Annotated in this window: 14 protein-coding genes, 1 rRNA gene, 2 pseudogenes and 2 riboswitches; of the genes and pseudogenes, 2 read left to right on the forward strand and 15 right to left on the reverse strand. The window is 43.1% G+C overall.

Annotated features, from left to right (window positions below):
- The 8 genes from JOD03_RS09840 to JOD03_RS09875 all read right to left on the reverse strand — a co-directional run.
- Positions 1–83, reverse strand: a 16S ribosomal RNA gene (locus tag JOD03_RS09840); the annotation flags it as partial.
- A 409-nt stretch (positions 84–492) separates the two neighbouring features.
- A complete protein-coding gene (locus tag JOD03_RS09845) occupies positions 493–1,824 on the reverse strand; it encodes an NCS2 family permease (RefSeq protein WP_204590663.1) in 1,332 nt (443 codons plus the stop codon).
- Positions 1,825–1,923: 99 nt separating this feature from the next.
- A riboswitch (purine riboswitch) is annotated at positions 1,924–2,025 on the reverse strand.
- A gap of 77 nt (positions 2,026–2,102) precedes the next feature.
- A complete protein-coding gene (guaA, locus tag JOD03_RS09850) occupies positions 2,103–3,656 on the reverse strand; it encodes a glutamine-hydrolyzing GMP synthase (protein ID WP_204590664.1) in 1,554 nt (517 codons plus the stop codon).
- Between the two features lie 142 nt (positions 3,657–3,798).
- Positions 3,799–3,900, reverse strand: a riboswitch (purine riboswitch).
- Positions 3,901–3,932: 32 nt separating this feature from the next.
- Positions 3,933–6,101, reverse strand: a complete 2,169-nt coding sequence (locus JOD03_RS09855; protein WP_204590665.1) for a transglutaminase domain-containing protein — start codon at positions 6,099–6,101, stop codon at positions 3,933–3,935.
- Positions 6,098–7,279 (reverse strand): DUF58 domain-containing protein, encoded by a 1,182-nt coding sequence (locus JOD03_RS09860; RefSeq protein WP_204590666.1) that lies wholly within the window; start codon positions 7,277–7,279, stop codon positions 6,098–6,100. The genes JOD03_RS09855 and JOD03_RS09860 overlap by 4 nt, the downstream gene beginning before the upstream one ends.
- Positions 7,276–8,226 carry an AAA family ATPase gene (locus JOD03_RS09865; protein WP_204590667.1) on the reverse strand — a complete coding sequence of 317 codons (951 nt, stop codon included), beginning with the start codon at positions 8,224–8,226 and terminating at the stop codon, positions 7,276–7,278. The genes JOD03_RS09860 and JOD03_RS09865 overlap by 4 nt, the downstream gene beginning before the upstream one ends.
- A 122-nt stretch (positions 8,227–8,348) precedes the next feature.
- Positions 8,349–9,173 (reverse strand): ammonia-dependent NAD(+) synthetase, encoded by an 825-nt coding sequence (gene nadE / locus JOD03_RS09870; RefSeq protein WP_204590668.1) that lies wholly within the window; start codon positions 9,171–9,173, stop codon positions 8,349–8,351.
- Positions 9,170–10,651, reverse strand: a complete 1,482-nt coding sequence (locus JOD03_RS09875) for a nicotinate phosphoribosyltransferase (protein ID WP_204590670.1) — start codon at positions 10,649–10,651, stop codon at positions 9,170–9,172. The genes nadE and JOD03_RS09875 overlap by 4 nt, the downstream gene beginning before the upstream one ends.
- A gap of 317 nt (positions 10,652–10,968) precedes the next feature.
- On the opposite strand from JOD03_RS09875, the pseudogene JOD03_RS09885 reads away from it, so the two are divergent.
- Positions 10,969–11,603: pseudogene (locus JOD03_RS09885) on the forward strand (gamma-glutamyl-gamma-aminobutyrate hydrolase family protein).
- Positions 11,590–12,492 (forward strand): dipeptidase, encoded by a 903-nt coding sequence (locus JOD03_RS09890; RefSeq protein WP_204590676.1) that lies wholly within the window; start codon positions 11,590–11,592, stop codon positions 12,490–12,492. Before JOD03_RS09885 ends, JOD03_RS09890 begins: the two are co-directional and overlap by 14 nt.
- Positions 12,493–12,775: 283 nt before the next feature.
- Here the strand turns inward: JOD03_RS09890 and JOD03_RS09895 are convergent, their stop codons facing one another.
- From JOD03_RS09895 to JOD03_RS09925, 7 genes and pseudogenes are all read right to left on the reverse strand, one after another.
- Positions 12,776–14,059, reverse strand: coding sequence for an aminotransferase class I/II-fold pyridoxal phosphate-dependent enzyme (locus JOD03_RS09895; protein WP_204590678.1), 1,284 nt, complete (start codon positions 14,057–14,059; stop codon positions 12,776–12,778).
- A gap of 39 nt (positions 14,060–14,098) precedes the next feature.
- A pseudogene (locus JOD03_RS09900) lies at positions 14,099–14,865 on the reverse strand (exodeoxyribonuclease III).
- Positions 14,866–15,016: 151 nt separating this feature from the next.
- Positions 15,017–15,844 (reverse strand): GNAT family N-acetyltransferase, encoded by an 828-nt coding sequence (locus tag JOD03_RS09905; protein WP_204590680.1) that lies wholly within the window; start codon positions 15,842–15,844, stop codon positions 15,017–15,019.
- Between the two features lie 76 nt (positions 15,845–15,920).
- Positions 15,921–17,339, reverse strand: coding sequence for a serine hydrolase domain-containing protein (locus tag JOD03_RS09910; protein ID WP_204590681.1), 1,419 nt, complete (start codon positions 17,337–17,339; stop codon positions 15,921–15,923).
- Between the two features lie 55 nt (positions 17,340–17,394).
- Complete coding sequence (locus JOD03_RS09915; RefSeq protein ID WP_204590683.1) at positions 17,395–18,249, reverse strand: MurR/RpiR family transcriptional regulator; 855 nt, start codon at positions 18,247–18,249, stop codon at positions 17,395–17,397.
- A 31-nt stretch (positions 18,250–18,280) separates the two neighbouring features.
- On the reverse strand, positions 18,281–19,264 hold the full coding sequence (locus JOD03_RS09920) for an ABC transporter ATP-binding protein (RefSeq protein ID WP_204590685.1): 984 nt from the start codon (positions 19,262–19,264) through the stop codon (positions 18,281–18,283).
- On the reverse strand, positions 19,261–20,292 hold the full coding sequence (locus tag JOD03_RS09925; RefSeq protein ID WP_204590687.1) for an ABC transporter ATP-binding protein: 1,032 nt from the start codon (positions 20,290–20,292) through the stop codon (positions 19,261–19,263). Before JOD03_RS09925 ends, JOD03_RS09920 begins: the two co-directional genes overlap by 4 nt.
- Positions 20,293–20,295 lie beyond the last annotated feature (3 nt).

Consider the following 20,295-nt stretch of genomic DNA (forward strand, 5'->3'; position numbering starts at 1 on the left):
AGCTCCTCCTTCATCCGCTCGACTTGCATGTATTAGGCACGCCGCCAGCGTTCGTCCTGAGCCAGGATCAAACTCTCCATAAAAGAGAACTTAATAGAAGCTCATTTTGTTGCTGGCATCATAATGATGTCCATTTTTGAACGTCCATCACATCCCGTTAAAGGATGCGACTTGGTTCGTGTTTGCGTCACGCACACCCAACGGGGGTCGGGGCGGTGACGCTCTATCTTGACGTCTTGCATGTTCAGTTTTCAATGTTCATATGTCGTGTTGAGACAACTTTTATATAGTAACAAAACATTCAATGTGTTGTCAACTATTTATTTATTCTCTCTTGGCGACCTTTATATCTTAGCATCCTTTGCAATAGCCAGTCAACTAAAATTCAGTAGAAATATAATAACATTTTATTCTTAAAAATACAAGTGTATTTTTAAGTAATACAAACAAAAAAATCCTCATCAATAAATGATGAGGAATTGGAGTTTCTTCTTATAAGAATATAAAGTAAGCCAAGAAAATGAAAAATAGGCCATACATAATCGGATGAATCTCTTTCGCTCTTCCTGCAACTAACATTGTAATTGGATAGAAGATAAATCCGATTGCGATTCCTGTAGCAATCGAGTATGTCAGTGGCATCATCAAGATTACGAAAAATGCTGGTACTGCGACTTCGAATTTTGACCAGTCGATCTTACCAATTGAACTTACCATCAATACCCCTACAATAATTAAAGCAGGAGCTGTCACACTTGCCGTAATGACACTCAGTAATGGGTAAAAGAATAAAGATAGTAAAAATAATACTCCTGTTACGACGGCTGCAAAACCTGAACGTGCCCCTGCTGCTACACCTGCACTTGATTCTACATAGGAAGTAGTTGTCGATGTTCCAACGATTGCTCCTGCTGTCGTGGCAATCGCATCTGATAATAGAGCTTTACTCGCACGTGGAAGCTTTTCGTCTTTCATAAGACCTGCTTGGTTTGCGACAGAGATTAGAGTTCCTGCTGTGTCAAAGAAATCAACGAATAAGAATGTTAAAACAACGATTAAGAATTGAACTGTCAGTAGTGAAGCTGGATCATTAAAAATTGGTTCAAACGCAACACCGAATGTTGAGCTGACACTTGGCACTTCGCCGATAATTCCTGATGGCATAGGAACTAATGAAAATACCATTCCTACGATTGCTGTAATAGCCAATCCGTAGAATATTCCGCCCTTGATTCCCTTTACCATCATGATGACTGTGATCACAAGTCCAAAGATTGTGAGTAAGACATTCGGGTCTGTGAAATCTCCAAGGCCTAATAACACAGCGTCGTTATTTACAATAATTTGAGCGTTTTGAAGGCCAATAAATGTAATGAAAAGTCCAATCCCTGCTCCCACAGCATATTTTAATTCACTTGGGATCGAGTTGATAATGACTTCACGAATTCCAGTTAAAGATAAGATAATAAAGATAATACCAGAAAATAGAACACCTGTTAAAGCAACTTGCCAAGGGATTTCCATTGTTAAGATAACGGTATAAGCGAAAAATGCATTAAGTCCCATACCTGGTGCCAGTGCAATCGGGTATTTAGCAAGAATCCCCATGACGAGTGATCCGATTGCTGCTGCTAATGCAGTTGCAGTAAAGACTGCCCCTTTATCCATATACATAAAGTCTGGTAGACCTGGTACTGTTTCTAGAGAGAGCGTGATTGGATTGACGATTAAAATATACGCCATTGCTAAGAAAGTAGTGAGTCCACCGATGATTTCTCTTCGGTAGTTGGTGCCTAATTCTTCAAAACGAAAATACTTCTTCATAATTTCCTCCTGATTTCTGTCGCGAATAGCCTTGTCTACAGAAAAAGGGAGTATACGAATTCGCATACTCCCTCAATAAGCAAAACAAACCGACAAAAGTGGGAGTGCTGTGCTCATCGTAGTCAGATCATTTACGGTGATCCGGTAGAGACGTTCGGGCCTTATTCCCAAATATATACGACGACATGATTCAATTTTATAATCTTAGGATAACATTTCAGTTTTTCTCCGTCAACAGAAAAACCGAACATTATTTATATTTATTCCACGAAAGTTCGTTATTCCCACTCAATCGTTGCTGGTGGCTTAGAAGTAATGTCATAGACAACACGGTTGATGTGGTTTACTTCATTGACCAGACGAACAGAGATTTTCTCTAAAATATCCCACGGGATACGTGCCCAGTCAGATGTCATACCGTCAATTGACGTTACGGCACGAATTCCGATTGTGTAATCATATGTGCGTGCATCACCCATTACGCCTACACTGCGGATATCAGGTAGCACTGTGAAGTACTGCCAGATGTCACGGTCAAGACCAGCTTTTGCAATTTCCTCACGAAGGATTGCATCGGATTCACGAACGATTTCTAGTTTTTCTTCTGTCACTTCTCCAAGCACACGAATCGCAAGACCCGGACCTGGGAAAGGCTGACGCCAAACTAAACTTTCAGGAAGACCAAGCTCTGCTCCTAATGCACGTACTTCATCTTTAAAGAGTGTGTTTAATGGCTCGATCAATTCAAACTTCATGTTTTCAGGAAGGCCACCAACATTGTGGTGTGATTTGATTGTTTGAGCAGTAGCCGTACCACTTTCGATAATATCCGTGTAAAGTGTCCCTTGTGCGAGGAAGTCCATGTCTGAAAGCTTCGCTGCTTCGTCGTCAAATACATAAATAAATTCATTTCCGATGATTTTACGTTTCTTTTCAGGATCTGAAACACCTGCAAGTTTTGACATAAAGCGCTCACGAGCATCGATTTTGATGACGTTCATATTGAAGCCGTCAGCGAAAATTTTCATTACCTCATCTGCTTCATTTTTACGAAGAAGATTGTGGTCAACGAACATACATGTCAATTGATCGCCGATTGCTTTATGGATCAGTACCGCAACTACTGATGAGTCAACGCCACCTGATAGTGCGCAAAGTACTTTTTTATCGCCGACTTGCTCACGGATTTTCTCGACTTCAAGCTCGATGAAACTTTCCATCGACCAGTCCCCTTTTGCTCCACAAACTTTGAACACGAAGTTCTCGATTAACTGGTTTCCATAAATCGAATGACGAACTTCTGGGTGGAATTGGACAGCATAAAGATTTTTTTCAACGTTCGCCATCGCTGCCACTTCACATGAAGGACTTGTTGCGATGACTTCGAATCCTGGAGGTGCAACTGTTACATGGTCACCATGGCTCATCCATACAACTTGTGAATCTGGTAAAGAATCAAATAGATGTGTAGGGTTTTGAACAGCGATGTCTGCTTTTCCGTATTCACGTTGCATTGCGCGCTCCACTGTTCCACCGTAATAATGTGCCATCAATTGCATACCATAGCAAATACCTAGGATTGGAATATCAAGTTCGTAGATTGCTGGATCGACGTGGAATGCATTCACGTCATACACAGAGTTCGGACCACCTGAGAAGATGATTCCGACAGCGTTCATCTTTTTGATGTCTTCTGCTGTAATTGTATGGGGATGTAATTCACTGTATACGCCAAATTCACGAATGCGACGCGTGATCAATTGATTGTACTGGCTACCAAAGTCGAGTACGACGATTTTTTCTTGTTCCTGTAATAAAGGAGCAGCTGTCATGTGTTTGTCCACCTCATTGATTAGTATCACAGGTTCTGTCATGAAAAAAACGCATAGATGCCTTGATCTATGCGTCTGGTGTGGTCTACTGAAGTCCATCTAAAATGAACAACTAAAAGGACGAATAACGCCCCTGCATGTGCATGACGAAATCCGTCCTCATAGTCAAGTCATTTCCGGTGACTTGGTAGAGACATCCATACCAGATTAATGGACATATACGAGGCCTGTGTAGTTATTGAATTGTACCTAGTGTACAGCCTTCGTAGGGCAAAATCAACTGCTTAGGCGATTGATTAAATATTCCCAACTTTCCCGCAAGTGCTCCGGTTTTTCTGGTGTCCCTTTTCCGTATAAATGGCGCTCGTAATGGGTAGTCAAATTACGCATGTGCCCTTCGCCAAAATAGTTGTCGATCTGGGCGGCGTAGCGCGTCAGTGTATGCCCTGGTTCTTTCGGTAATCCATACAGCGCCAAATAACGAAGCAGTCGCGTATATAATTTTTCAAATTCTTCTGCTGATTGATCTGAAGCCAAATAGCGGCGCAGCCAGAATTTCGGCAACCATTTCAAACGGAACTTATAAAGTAAGCTTCCGATGACACCGAGTAAACCGAATAAACCGAGCAGTCGCCATTTGTTGGCATCGAGCCATTCAACAGCAGGTTCTAATGAGAAGTTCGATTGCTGTGTCGTCTGTTGATCTGGTGTTTCTTGCTGTTGTTGCTCTTGTTGTTCAATTTCTTGTTGCTCTGCTGCAAGTGAATCGTCTGGACTTAACTCGATGTCAAACTCGATATCCGGTGTATTCGTAAATCCGATAGTCGGCTCAAAATTCATCCAGCCGATTCCAGGTAAATACGCTTCGACCCATGAGTGCGCGTTGTTATTCGTCACTTGAAAGATTTGCTCACCGTTTTCAGCTTGTACAACTTCGCCAGGAGCAAATCCTTTCACCCAGCGCGCTGGAATATCAGCTGCACGAAGCAAGACGACCATAGACGTCGAAAAGTTGTCACAGTACCCGATTTTTGTATCAAACAAGAACTGGTCAACGTAATCTGTGTCCCCTTCCGGAACGGCTACGTTGTTTTGACTGTAGGTGAAGCCATTCGTTCGGAAATACTGTTCGATGGCTTTTGCTTGGTCATAAACACTTTGTTGCTCAGAAGTAATATCAAGCGCTAAGTCTCGCACACGTTGCGGAAGTGTATTCGGAAGCTGCAAGTAACGGTCAAATTCTGAACCAATCGTTTGTAAATCTTCGATGGCAGTTGATCGAAGCTCACTTAACAAATAACTTGGCTCTGCAAAGTCGACACTGTAACTTTGCGGTTCTACAATTGCTTCTTGATCGACTGCATCAAACTTGTTTGTACTGAGGTTGAAACGGACGTCAAAGGGTTCTCCGCTCGTATAGGACGTTGCCCCGTACGTATGGAAAAGAAAAGGGAAATCCGTTTGCATGTCGAATGTCATTTGTTGCACATCGTCTTCTACGCTAGGTGGGAAGTCTAATGCAAATTCTTCCTCTTGTTGATAGTAATCATAGACAAGCTGAGGTTCTGATTGGATCCACCCTTTCGATGTATACGTATCCTTTGTTTCTACACGGTAGTAGCCACGAGAGGTGGAAGTTACTTGGAATACCTCGGTATCATCACTGATGAATGAGCCTCCGAGTTGTTCATCATTTTCATCATAGCCGACTTTATTGATTCCTCCTGCCCCACCTGGACCAGTCCCTGACTGCGGATTGGTTGAGTAGAAATACGGCACGGGGTCTGGCCATAATGGTCCAGCTTTTGGGAGCACGATGGCAAGTGATACAGAAAGAAGAAGAAGCGCTGCTGTAAACGCAATGCCAATGTAGCGAACTTGCTTTTGGTTCTCGTGCAACTTAAATAAGAATAGGAAGGCACTGACTCCTAAACCGATGACAAAGACGCGAACAATCGCTGCAGAACCGTCATACGGAGTAAATGTGTCAAGAATGCCGATGATAATGACTGTTAAAATAAAGAATACAAATATAGTTGCACGCATGCGAATCCAGTAGCCAATCAAATAGACAGTCATCCACAACAAAACAAAAAATAGGATTGTGCGGAACGGATCAGTCATTTGTGTCAAATCCAATGTAATCAGTTGTGTGATATTGAAAATGAGTTCAGTCAAAAAGAAGCGAATACTCTCTCCACTTAAAATCGTGAACTCTGAATAAATAGAAACGATGAACCAATAAATATAAGCAATTTTTACAAATCCACTGATCCACCAAGGGGTTTTCAAAAATAACAAGATGAAGGAAATCGCGACAAAAATGTAGAACACGCGAATAAAACCAATATTCGTCAATTCCGCAATTGGGCCTAACCATTCAATAAGTAACAATAAGGCAGCTAAAAACGTCACGGCCTCCATAATAAATGTGCGCTGCTTCATCGTTTGGCCACCTCCCCGAATGCATCCGGGAATTGAGACGGTGAGACGGTGATGACCGACCAACCTCGTGCTTTCGCATACTCTTCGACTGGCAGTTCAGCTGAAGTCAGCCGCGGAGCATTTTCCCCTTTTACTACAAAGCAAATGCCTTCTCGTAAATTCGGTGTCATGTGTGTAAGTGCTTCAATTCGTGCTTTTTCAAGATAAGCAGTAATACAGATAATGCCCTTGAACGTACCCAGTCGTTTGTCTTCAGAAATCAATCGACGCATCGCTTGAGCTTCGATTGCTTCCGTTGTGGCCAATTCTCGTTTTGCTCTTTCTACATGTCCTTGGTGCTGAACAGTCGTCAGCATCATGCCCTTGGAACCTGGAATGATGAATGCACCGGTGGAATCCGACTTTTCCATTGCATGAACGACAGAGAGTGTGAAGTCGATGGCATCGTCAAAGCTTTGTCCTTCTGTTCGGTCAAGGTACAACAAAGTATCTTGGGCTTGACGATCTTCGAAATCTTTTGTTCGCAGGGTTTGACTTTTCGCAAACGATTTCCAGTCAATCCAGGAAACCCGGTCACCTGGTTGATACTCACGGACTCCTGTTGCAACAGAGTTTTCTTTATGCGCTTGGAAACGCGCTCGTGCTGCACCTTGATCATAATTGGAAGCAATCGGCGTATAGAAAAGGTCTGTCACACGAGGATACACCGTTATCTGGTGCGGACTTGAGACTATCCACGATTTGCGTAACCAGCCGAGAAGGTCGACGAGTTCAAGTTCTACATCGTCAAATATGTATATACCGCGTGGCAATTTCTCAATGGCATACGTGAGCGTAATGGATCGGCGGAAGCCTACAAATACAATACGTTGTTTTGGTTCATAGTCTTTAAACGGTGGATAGTCTCTTACTTTCATATAGTAGAGGGGCCACCAGTCATTTCGTGTTATATGGAGAGTGACTTCAAGTGTTTGACCACGTGTGAGTTCACCTGAAGTCAATTCGCGCTCCACTGTCATTTTTCGGACAGGGTAAAAATAAATAATGAGCGCAAAAATTAGAAATGGGATGATAGCATAGAGTAAAAACCAACTGACAAACCCACCTTGAAACATTGCGTATGCAAAACTTGCAACTCCTATCAGTAAGAGGCCTATCAAGCCTGCATGGTGTTTCATGTCGCAACATTCCGTTCCACAGGCACAGGAGTGCGCTTGATGATTTCTTTCAAAATCGCTTGCGCCTGCATCCCTTCATATCGAGCTTCTGGTTTCAAGATAATACGGTGTGAGAATACGAATGGCGCGAGATATTGAATGTCGTCAGGCATGACAAAGTCTCTGCCTTTCATTAAGGAGTACGCCTGCGCTGCTCTCATTAGTGCTATAGAAGCACGTGGACTCGCACCTAAATAGACATACGGATCGTTTCGCGTACGTGTTGCAAGCTCGACAATATATGTTTTCAAGACGTCCGAGACATGCACCGCCCGCACTTCTTTTTGAATCGCTGTCAGCTCTGCTAGTGAAATCACCGTCTCAAGTTCCTCGATTGGCACATTGTGTTCAAGACTGTTTAATACCTGAACTTCTTCCGTCACAGTCGGGTAGCCCATTTTGAGCTTCATGATGAATCGGTCGAGCTGGGCCTCTGGAAGTGGATACGTCCCTTCATGTTCAATCGGGTTTTGTGTAGCCATAACAAAAAACGGTTTAGGGATCGCAAGTGTCTCTCCGTCTACTGTGACAGAGGATTCTTCCATCCCCTCAAGTAGTGCAGATTGGGTCTTTGGCGATGTCCGGTTAATTTCATCGGCAAGAACAATGTTCCCCATGATCGGGCCAGGTCGAAATTCAAATGCCATTTCTTTCGGGTTATAGATGGAGACGCCTACAACGTCAGATGGGAGTAAATCTGGGGTAAACTGGATGCGGCGGAAATTAGCACCTGTGGATTTTGCTAAAGCACGAACAAGCATCGTCTTCCCAACACCAGGCACATCTTCTAATAGAATGTGGCCTCCTGCTAATAGAGCTGCTACCGATAGTTCTGCGACTTCACGTTTTCCTATTATCACTTTACTGATATTCTCTAATACTTGGTCAATCTTCAATTTGGCGTCCATTGCGCTCGTCCTCTCTATAGGTCCGGTCATTTTTCGAAAATTACGTCAGTTCTCTTTTAGCATACCCAATGACCTACAAGAAAACAAATAAAGAGACTGCAAATGCAGCCTCTTCACTAGGTTTATTTTTTCCACCACGTGTCAAATACAGTGACGGGCATCGTACGTTTATGACGCGAGCGGATAAAGTAGCCTTCAATCTTTTCTTGCGCCTCTAGATCAATCTGTTTTCCTTCAAGGTAGTCGTCGATATGATCATAGGTAACGCCTAATGCCACTTCGTCTGGAATCGCCGGACGGTCTTCTTCTAAATCCGCAGTCGGGATTTTCATATAAAGATGTTCTGGAGCTCCAAGTTCTTTTAACATCGCACGACCTTGGCGTTTGTTCAGACGGAATAAAGGGGTAAGGTCCACACCCCCATCGCCGTATTTTGTGTAGAATCCAGTAACAGCTTCAGCTGCGTGATCTGTACCGAGCACCAGACCATTGAAACTTGCAGCAATCGAATACTGAGCCTTCATTCGTTCACGTGCCTTTTCGTTTCCTTTTGCAAAATCACTCAAGTCAACTCCTGCTTCTAGCAATGCTCGGTCGCTTGCATCCACAGCTTCTTTGATATTAATAGTAATCTTTCGGCTAGGTTGAATGAATGCGAGCGCATCTTGACGATCATGTTCATCAAACTGCACACCATAAGGGAGACTGACTGCAATAAATTCATAGCCCCCCTCTGTTTCTTCATTCAATTCGTCTACAGCCATTTGAGCAAGTTTACCAAGTAACGTAGAATCTTGCCCTCCAGAAATTCCAAGTACTAGTGATTTTAAAAAGCTATGTTTTTTCATGTAGTCTTTCATGAAATCAATCGTCACACGAATCTCTTCGTTCACATCAATTTGCGGCTTTACACCAAGCTCTTGAATAATTTCTTGTTGCATTGTCATTGAACTTTCCCTCCTGTCGCTTTATGCATGTCGACCATTTCTTTCACTTCTTGAATATTGCGCATTTTGTTGTCCCAGCATTTTTGACTCAGGTCGACAGGATATTCTTCTGGGTTCAACGAACGTTTGTATTCATCCCAAAGGAGTGTCAGGTTGGACTTCGCGTAAGCCTGCATCTCAGGTAAAGTTGGGTTGTCATAAATCACACGGCCATCTGCCACTACGTGATGATGCAAATCAATGGCATCAAAGTTGGTAACAAATTTTGATACGAATGTATGAACCGGGTGGAACATTTTCAAGCGATCCTCTTTCGTCGGATCTTCTTCTTTAAGTGTAATGTAGTCCCCTTCTGCTTTTCCGTTTTCACGGTCGATGATGCGGTAAATCCTTTTTTCACCGGGAGTCGTCACTTTTTCAGTCGTAGAAGAAATCTTAATCGTATCTTCCATTTCTCCCGCATCATTTTCGATAGACACGAGTTTATAAACGGCGCCGAGTGCAGGTTGATCATACGCAGTGATCAGCTTTGTCCCGATTCCCCACATGTCGACTTTGGCCCCTTGTGCCTTTAAGTTCAAAATTGTGTATTCATCTAAATCGTTGGAAACCACCACTTTTGCGTCTGGGAAACCTGCTTCATCAAGCATGCGACGTGATTCTTTAGACAAGAACGCAATATCCCCGCTATCGAGTCGAATGCCGACAAAATCTATTTTGTCCCCTAGTTCTTTGGCTACCTGAATCGCTGTCGGTACACCAATATTAAGCGTGTCATACGTATCGACTAAGAACACACACTTTTTATGGCGCTTGGCGTAGGCATGGAATGCTTCGTATTCAGATTTATACGCCTGAACCATAGAATGGGCATGTGTTCCTGAAATCGGAATGCCAAATAACTTTCCTGTGCGCACGTTACTTGTTGCTTCTGCTCCCCCAATATAGGCAGCACGTGCTCCCCAAATAGCTGCATCCATCTCATGCGCTCGGCGTGAACCAAATTCCATGACGATTTCGTCTTTGACCACTTGTTTAATGCGTGATGATTTCGTCGCAATCAACGTCTGGAAATTGACGATGTTCAGGAGCGCCGTCTCAATGAGTTGGGCTTCGATTAGGGGTGCTTCTACACGCACGAGTGGGGCTTGCGGGAAAGCGAGCTCTCCTTCACGCATGGCATAGATGTTGCCGGTAAATCGCAGGTCCTTCAAATACGCTAAGAAATCTGCCTGATAGCCTTGTTCTTCTAAATATGCGAGGTCTGATTCACTGAAACGGAAGTTCTTTATATAGTCGAGAATCCGTTCTAGCCCAGCAAAAATTGCATACCCATTGCCAAACGGGAGCTTCCGGAAGAACAGTTCAAACACGGCTTTGCGCTCGTGCATGTTGTCTGCCCAGTAGGCCTCTGCCATGTTGATCTGATAGAGATCGGTATGTAATGTTAAACTGTCATCTGCATAAGGATGATTCATCTCGTCGCCTTCTTCCATACATAATTAGTTCTTAGTATACCCTTTTCCCCGAAAATGTGACAAAAAATCATTTCTTTTGGAATCGAGATAAAGAGACCTGTTCTCTATCATTATACTTCTTCACAATGATGCTCACTCAAGGTATAATGATACTCAAAATAGTAGCGTAAACTTAAAGTGGATGATCGCCACATAAGGAAAGTTCGTTACAACGGTAATAGAACTAAGCACTTCAGCCCCAATCGAATTACAGACATATGAGGAGCATATAGATTGGTTCAGAAGAAAATGAACGATTCACGCTCGCGTGTGGTTATATGCGGTCGATTGAGGATGCGGGTTGCAGTGCGGTTTATTTAATCGGCTCTCTTGACGAGTCGATTCTTCAGAAGATGGACGGATTTGTGCTTACTAGCGGCGGATACATTGACCCGATTCATTTCGGAGAAGCCCCCTTCCTGGTCTCGGGGAAATTAACGGGTCACGAGATATCCGGGAACTCGCCCTCTTAAGGAAACTGACACAGGTGCGTAAACCTGTACTCGGGATCTGCAAGGATATGCAAATGTTGAACGTCGCGTGTGGTGGAACGATTCACCAAGACCTCTATTCGATTGCAGATGGGTCATTCCTCCAACATAACCCGAAGCGTTCACGCGAAGAAGCCCATCATGTTGTTGACGTTGTTTCTGGAAGCTTCTTAGAAAAACGGACAGGATGCACATCACTCCCCGTAAATTCATTTCACCACCAAGCCGTCCATCGTTTAGGTGATGGCACGCGCGTGAGTGCCACATCGTCTGACGGCGTTGTGGAAACAATCGAGCGCAAGGCTTCTCCTTGGTATAGCGTACAATGGCACCCCGAAACGATGGTGAATTGCCTGCATTCCAGTACATTATTTGCTGCATTTATAAAACACACAAAGGAGCTTAATTATGACACTTATTGATCTACATTGTGACCACTTGTATAAATTACAGAAGAATTTTCAGGGTGAACTAGATACATCGATTGAACGCTTACGGGCTGGCGGGATTACTGCTCAGGCCTTTGCGATCTATGTGGAACCTTCGCTTTCTGCGGAAACCGCCTATACAGCAGCCATGCATCAAGTAGAGCTTTTTCACAAGCATGTATTGTCTCATCCAGACGTGCACTGGGTACGCAACTGGCCAGAGCTTGCTGAACGTCCGGACGGCAAAATCTCTGTCTTCTTAACGCTCGAAGGACTCGAGTGTATCGGCAATGAACTGACGAAACTCGATGCTTTTTTGGACGCAGGTGTGTTATCTGTCGGGCTCACTTGGAATCCTGCAAACTTGGTAGCGGACGGCTGTGGGGAACCCCGTGGTGCTGGACTGACGACGTTCGGTAGACAGGTGGTGGCTCGGTTGAATGAGCGAGGGATTCTCGTCGATCTTGCCCATATTGCGGAAGCAGGGTTCTGGGAGACACTCGAGCTTGCCGAGTTTCCGATTGTCAGCCACGCGAATGCGCGTGCGCTCTGTGACCATCCTCGGAACTTATCGGATACTCAATTGCGAGCCATGATTGAAAAAGGCATACCGTTACATATTGTGTTTTATCCGGGGTTCATTTCAGGTAAAGACCATGCTGAAATCGATGAATTGATTGCTCATTTCGAGCACATTGTGGCTCTCGGTGGGGAAGACATTATTGGATTCGGTTCAGATTTCGACGGGATTAATATCAAAGTGGATGGACTGGAACACGCTGGACAGTTCCCTCACCTATTAGAACGTTTGCGCTCGAGTTTTAGTGACGACCAAGTGGAGAAGTGGATGTATAAGAATTTTTATCGATATGTGATGGGGTGAATGGGGCTTAGTCAGGGCTGGAGTGTGGATGAGCGGGAGTTCACCTTACAGCACGTGCATTTCTCGTGACAAAACAGGGATTTGTCGTGACGAAATAGAACTTTCATCTAGCAGAAAATCGATTTGTCGATCTTTACAAGCTTGTTCCCGGCCGGCTCACCACACGCTAACCTGCCCGCATGCACTAAACCCAAAACCCTAGCTGCCCAAGCCCTTGCTAGCAAGATCTACCCCACTTAAAAAAGCCGACGCGTGGATGCTTCCATACGTCGGCTTTCGTCATTTAGTTGGTTGTTAAGTCTTCGCACGCTTGGTAGATCAAGTCGAATAGCTCTGTCAGGTCTTCCTCGTCCACGCAACTAAATGCGACACGAATATCCGTCTGGTTGTTCGAGATGACACCCACGCCGTACTGGTCGAGTAAGTGTAAACGAAGCTCTTCTGCATCGATTTCATGCAACTTCACACACATAAAGTAGCCAGAGTTGAACGGATAGTACGTCCAGTGCTTATCAAACTTCGCGTCTGATAAAATCTCCTTTGTCTTCACGGCTCGGCCTTTCATGACGTCAAACTTCTGTTGCTTCTCGACTTCAAATTCAGGTGACTGAAGTGACTCTAGTATCATCGTCTGCGAAATGTGAGCCCCACTTGAAATCGTCCCACGAATAATACCTTTCGTTTTCTGCTCAAGAGCAGCCAGCGTCTCTTTGCCTGCAGCATACGTTATGAAGCCTACTCGTAAGCCCCAAACATAGTTCTCTTTCGTCGCTCCGTCAATCTTCACCGGAAGAATGCGGTCATGCACTCCTGCTAGGCGCCCAAATAGGGATTCAGTGATTGAATCTTCATAGAATAGACCAAAGTACGCGTCGTCTAACACGACGACTAAGTTTAATCCATTGTCTGCCGCTTCTTTTAACACGTCGACGATTTCATTCGCTTCGTCTTCGTGCGGTGTGTAACCAGTTGGGTTATTCGGGAAGTTTAACAGCACAATCGCTTTTCCGGATTGTTCTGCGAGCGCCTCGCGAAGTCCGTTTGTATCAAAACGCGTGTTTTCCGCGAACAGCGGGAACGTGACGATCTTTCCACCACGACGAACTCCGAATACGGTGTTGTAGTTGCCCCAGTAGTGGTTCGGTACGACGAGCGCGTCTCCTTCGTTCATAAATAAGTCCGCGAGAATCGATAGTCCGTGCGTCAATGCATTGGTGACAATCGGCTTCCCAATGGATTTGCCGACCATTGACGGGTTGTCTTTGTAGAGTTTTTCAAGCCATGCATCACGCAGTGCAGGCTTCCCTTGAGGGGGTGCATACGGGTAGACATCTTTTGGTGCATAGTCGATGCGTTTCTGGATATGTGAAAAGTGCATCGGTTCGCCATGTTCAGTCGCAATTCCGATCGTCGCATTGAATTTATGCGCTTTCTCAGACGCTTCAGCTCCTTGGCTCAAGATGCCTTTTGGATAGAATAAGTTTTTCCCAAGCGACGACAACATGTCGTGGACAGCCGGGCTCTCGTTTTGGATCTGGGTGTTCAGTTGCTGTGCTAATGGATTCACGAGTCAGAACCTCCTGCGTTTTTCTCTATTGTACGCTATTTACTTTGAAAATTCTTTCCCTAATTCTAAAAAGATTGGACAATGGTCACTGCCCATCGTGTCCGGGTGCATCCCTGCCTCTTTAATTAATGGAGCCAGTTTTTCGGAAACGATGAAGTAATCAATGCGCCACCCGATATTGCGCTCACGCACCTTCGCCATATAACTCCACCACGTATAATGGCTTTCTGCAGTTGGGTGAAGATAGCGGAAAGAATCCACAAATCCATTGTCGAGCAGACGTGTCATCTTCTCACGTTCTTCAAAGGTGAATCCGGAATTGCCGATGCTCGACTTCGCATTGCGGATATCGATTCCTTGGTGCGCGACATTTAGATTTCCTGCATAGATGACCGGCTTCGTCAAATTGAGCAGCGTCAAATAGCTATACATACGGTCTTCCCATTCGAGTCGGTACGGTAAACGTGACAGGTCTCTCTTTGCGTTCGATATGTAGGTGTTCACGAGATAAAAGTTGTCGTACTCAAGTGTAATGATGCGCCCTTCCGCTTCATCCGGATCGTCTTCTAATCCGTAATGAACCGACAGCGGCTCATGCTTCGTAAAATAGCTGTGCCGGAGTAGCCCTTTTTCTCAGCGTCATTCCAGTACTGATGATATCCCGGAAGATCCAGGTCCAGCTGCCCTTGTTGCATCTTCGTTTCTTGAATACAGAAAAAATCAGCGTCTTGCGCGTGGAAGTACTCCATCCATCCTTTTTTTACACATGCGCGGATGCCGTTTACGTTCCATGAGATGAGTTTCATGCTGCCGCCTCCTTTAGTTCGAGACTAGTTTCCCATAAAAAAAAGACTCGCTAGGCAAGTCCGATATTATTTGTTGATACAACTTTCACCTATCATTAATTTCTTTCACAAAGTAAACGAATCTCCCTTAACCACTCATCTATTTGGTGTATCATGTATGTGCCTCACTTGTTTTCTGTCTCTGTAAAATGTAATAATTCATCGCAGCATTGTCTTTGTGACGGATGACATCAACCACCCGATACCCTGATGAAAACGCCTTTACAAAAGCTTTACGCAGTTCATGTCTCCAGAGTTGCGCTATCTTGATGCTTTGCTTTTTGATGAAATGAATGTCTCTTGGAACTGCTACTGCATAATAATCATCCACCAGCTCCTGTAAAGATCCGATCGGTGATAGTAGGTCAGCCACAACTTCACCATCTACCAGGTGGTCAATCACGTCAAGGTCCACTTGCGTCCTTTTCATCAACTCTTTTTCAGCTCCATGGACATCCCATTCAACCAAAAAACGGTCAGCGGGCATTCCCTTATTGATTTCGTCCGTCATTTCACCGTAATACTCCTTGTAATAAGTTCGGACATATCCCCCTAACTTGTGAATATTCAAATATCCATTTCTTGACTCCAAAGGGTCGTATGTCCAAACAATTTTGGTGTAACCATAATCAGCAGCCCAGGATTTTTGCGATATTTTTAGGCTTTCACCAATTCCCATGTTTCTATATTCCGGATGAATGGCCATCATATGTGAAATGAGAAGGTTTTGGCTGTCTTTAAAACCGGCAAATCCATAGCAAAATCCTACTAATTTTTCTTCGTCGAACGCACCGATGACAACTCCGCCATTATGAATGGCTGCAATTAAGTGGGGCAGCATCGTTACACTTTCAATACTCCAAATCCATTCCTGAAATTTTACGATTTCTTTTAAACGTTGAATATCGGTTACTTGTCGATAAACAATATGTGGAGACATGATTGTATCTCCTTTCCATAAAAGTTTTGTCTTAAATAAAACCCTTAGCTATACGGGATAGCTAAGGATGAAGAAATTAATTAGTTTTTGGGAATTGACGATAATGATAAGCGACTCGATCTATTTTCCCTTCGGAATTTCGCACAAAACGAATAATTTCTTTTTGGTCATTGACATCAGCCAAAAATAAATCTTTCCCTATACTTTTTACCGGGAAATTAAAGCCTGGCACTGAAAACTCAAGGCTGTCTTGTTTTAAATCCACTGTGAGTTTCATACCCTCGTTGGATACGTATTCCCCCACGAATTCAGCCAATTCTTCTGGTGTATGTGTATAATCATCGAATTCTACAGGAGATGCATCGAACTCCCTTCCCTCATATACATTCAATGCACGAGCCATGATTGATGAAGCTGGAACTGCTGCTAGGTTTGTAAGGATCATGGCGCTGACCCCTCTTTCCGGAATGACACATAGCTGTGAAGCAATCGCTTTTAAATTGCCTCCATGTTCCACTAATGTACCGCCATAGTAATCCGGTGTAATCATTAATCCATACCCGTAATATCGACCTAGGGAGCACTCTATGTGAGGTTTAATCATTTCTTGGACACTTTCTACAGAAAGAATCTGGTTATCTCCGACTTTTCCATTGTTTCTGAAAATCTCGGCATACTTCAACATGTCTTCGACCGTCGATTTCAAATAGCCTGCAGCTCTCATTGAAGGCGAATCCCACCATACGGGAGCTTCATACACTTCCTCGCAATTTTCGCCTTTTTGAATGGCGTAGAGTGATGTGATATTATCGTAGTCTCCGAATTCTTCTATTAGAAACCCTGAATGATTCATGCCTGCCGGTTCCAAAATATGTTCTTTCACAAAATCTTCATAGGATTGCTCACTAACACGAGCTATAATGGCACCTAATAAAGCATAGCTGTCATTCGAATAACTAAATTCGTTACCGGGATCGCCTAGCAATTCAAATTGCTGCTTCCCAATAAACTCCATCAGCTCTTCAAATGTATCGATTGGTCCTTGTTCTTCTTCTTCTTTCAACTTGAGTCCAGGATAATCGTTTACAGAAGGATCGCTATCAAAGCTTCTTTTATTTGCGTACACCAGAGACGGGAGCGGCGGTAAACCAGCTGAATGAGTCATGAAATGATGGATTGTCATTTGATCTGTTTTATCTGTAAGAGTCTTAAATTCAGGCAAATACTTCACAACTGGATCATGTACATTTAGCTTGCCTAGTTCCTGCAGCTGCATGATTGCAACACAGGTAAAAGATTTTGTGACGGATGCAATGCCATAGATAGTTTCCATTGTTACCGGCTTTTCCTTCTCAATATTACGATAACCAAATCCTTTACCGTAAACCAATTCACCATCCTGAGCAATACCAATAGCTACTCCCGGAATGAGGTACTTGTCAATCAACTCCTGTCCGGCATTTTCAAACGGCTTCATGTCCAATGTTTTAATCATCTCAATATCCCCTTATTTTTTATTCAGATAAAAAAAGCTGTAAAGATCGTGAATATCATTCTCTTTGGTTATAAAACGTAGGATATACATCACTTGTCCGCTGGTATTCTTCAAGTCTCTTTTCGACTTCTTGACTATTTTTAATCATCACACCTGACACCATGGCGTTCAGAATAGAAAAAATAGTTGGCATGCCTTTCAAGCTTGAAGGATTAGGTGTTATCACATTAAGTGTAATGTCAGACATGAGGCCTAAAGGTGATAATTCATCATCAGTAATCGTAACGATTTGTGCACCTTGTTCTTTTGTGGCACTGACAAAAGAGATGGTTTGCTGGGAATAGCGTCTGAAAGAGAGTGCGATAACCAACCAGTCTTCATCAATCAATGTAAGCAAATGGTGTGCGTCGTCGATGTCACCCTTAAATAAGTACGTATCACCTTTAACAATATTCAAGCTGTAGGATAGCCAATTGGCAGCCGCATATGAAGTACGAAGACCAACAATTAACACCTTTTTGGAATCAATGATTTTATCAATCGCCTCATTAAAGTGGTCCTTGTCCATAGAATCAAATGTTTTTCTCATGAATTCAATGTCTTGTTCCACTGACGCCTGAATATCAGGCGATTCATTCTTCATTCCATCGGTCAATGCTTTGAATGGATCATTATCAGGCTGGAGCAGCGAATTTCTGATTTCTTCCTGTAATGCTGCATAACCTGAATACCCCAAGGCATGGCAACATCTGATCACAGTAGTTTCACTTGTATTGGTCAGATTCCCGATTTCCTTTGCCGGATATAGAGCAACAGAGTTGGAATTTGCCACGATGAAATTTGCTACACTTTTCAAGCCTTGTGTGAGTTCACTATAATTTTCTTTAATTTGTTGCTTGAGTTTTTTCATTGAAATCTCCTTTTAAGTGCCCTTAAGTGGATTAATTGTAAGCACTATCATATAAGTGACAGGATACAACATGACCAGGTGAGATTTCAATGTCTTTCGGTTTTATTGTTTTGCAAACTTCCATGCATGCATTGCAGCGCGTATGGAATGTACAGCCAGAGGGTGGAGCTGCAGGGTTTGGAACGTCACCTTTCAATGAAATTTTTTCTTTTTTCATTAAAGGATTCGGAACTGGAACTGCGGACATTAGTGCCTGTGTGTATGGATGTGATGGATTGGAAAATAAATCATCTTTTGAAGCATATTCCACCATTCTTCCTAAATACATGACGCCAATTTTGTCACTAATATGTTTCACTACACTCAAATCGTGGGCAATGAAAATATAAGTTAAGCCCATTTGTTCCTGTAGATCTTGAAATAAGTTCAAGATTTGAGCTTGTATGGAAACATCAAGAGCTGAAACAGGCTCGTCTGCAATAATTAGAGTTGGATTTACAGCAATTGCACGTGCAATTCCTATACGCTGTCTTTGTCCTCCACTGAATTCATGAGGATATCGGTTGGCTAACTGTCGATTCAAACCTACCCTTTCCAATAGCTGAAGGACAATTTCTCTTCGTTCTTTTTTATCCTTCCCAATGCTGTGCGTGGATAATGCTTCCTCTAATATAGAGGCAATCGTTATTCTTGGGTTTAATGAAGCATAAGGATCCTGGAAAACAATCTGCATTTCTTTTCTGAGCTTAAGAAGTTCACCTTTGGAAAGTGACGTTACCTCTTTTCCTTTATATTTGACGGAACCGCTAGTAGGATTGATTAAACGAAGAATACTCCTTCCCGTTGTCGACTTACCGCAGCCGCTTTCCCCGACAATTCCCAACGTTTCTCCTTTTGCTAATTTAAATGAGACTCCGTCTACAGCTTTAACGAATCCAGTATTTCTTTTTAAAATGCCCTTTTGGATAGGGAAATGTGTTTTGAGATCACTGACTTCCAGTAATTCTTCTTTCATGATACTTCCCCTTCCTCTTCAAATAACCAGCATCTGACTTTTTGCTTTTCAATATTAAATAATGGTGGATTTTCCGTTGAACATTTTTCTAAAGCAAATTGGCATCTAAAACGAAAAGGGCAGCCTTCAGTAATTTCCCCTAAATTCGGTACATTCCCTACAATCGGATCTAATCTATCCTTATTTTCCTCCAAATTAGGAATAGAGTTTAGTAGACCTAATGTATAAGGATGTTTTGGTTGTGTAAATAATGTAGTGACTTCTGCCTCTTCTACTATCTGCCCGTAATACATAACCATAACCCTGTCTGCAACTTCAGCAACTACTCCTAAGTCATGAGTGATCAACAATATCGTTGTATCAAATTGATCTTTTAAATCATTCATTAAATCCAATATTTGTGCTTGAATGGTTACGTCCAATGCAGTTGTGGGCTCATCTGCAATAAGCAAGCTTGGATTGCATGCCATGGCCATGGCAATCATGACACGTTGCCTCATCCCACCTGATAACTGATGAGGATAATCATTTATAATCTTATCGGGTCTTGGTATTTCCACTTTTTTCAACATTTCAATCGTTTTTACTTTAATCTCTTCTTTAGAAGCTTTTGTATGTAACCTGATTACTTCACCAATCTGCTTTCCGATTTTGTGGACAGGATTTAGCGAAGTCATTGGCTCCTGAAAGATCATGGAAATTTCTTTTCCCCGAATTTGACGCATCTTCTTTGGTGATAGCCCATTAAGTTCTTTATTGTTCAGTCGTATGCTTCCTAAGACATCGCCTGCATGCTTTGGAATAAGTCCCATGATGGAAAGTGATGTAATGCTCTTCCCGCAACCTGATTCCCCAACAAGTGCTACAGTTTCTCTCTTTTTCAGATTGAAGTTTACATGATTTACTGCTCGAACATGACTTTTCTTTTCCGCTGCAAATTGAATCACCAGGTTTTCAACAACTAGTAAATCATCCTCGTCAACAGCTTCTGGGTTTTTTTCTAATAGCTCAAGTAAATTGGTTGTCATAGT

The organism is Chryseomicrobium aureum (assembly GCF_016909155.1).
Lineage (GTDB): Bacteria > Bacillota > Bacilli > Bacillales_A > Planococcaceae > Chryseomicrobium > Chryseomicrobium aureum.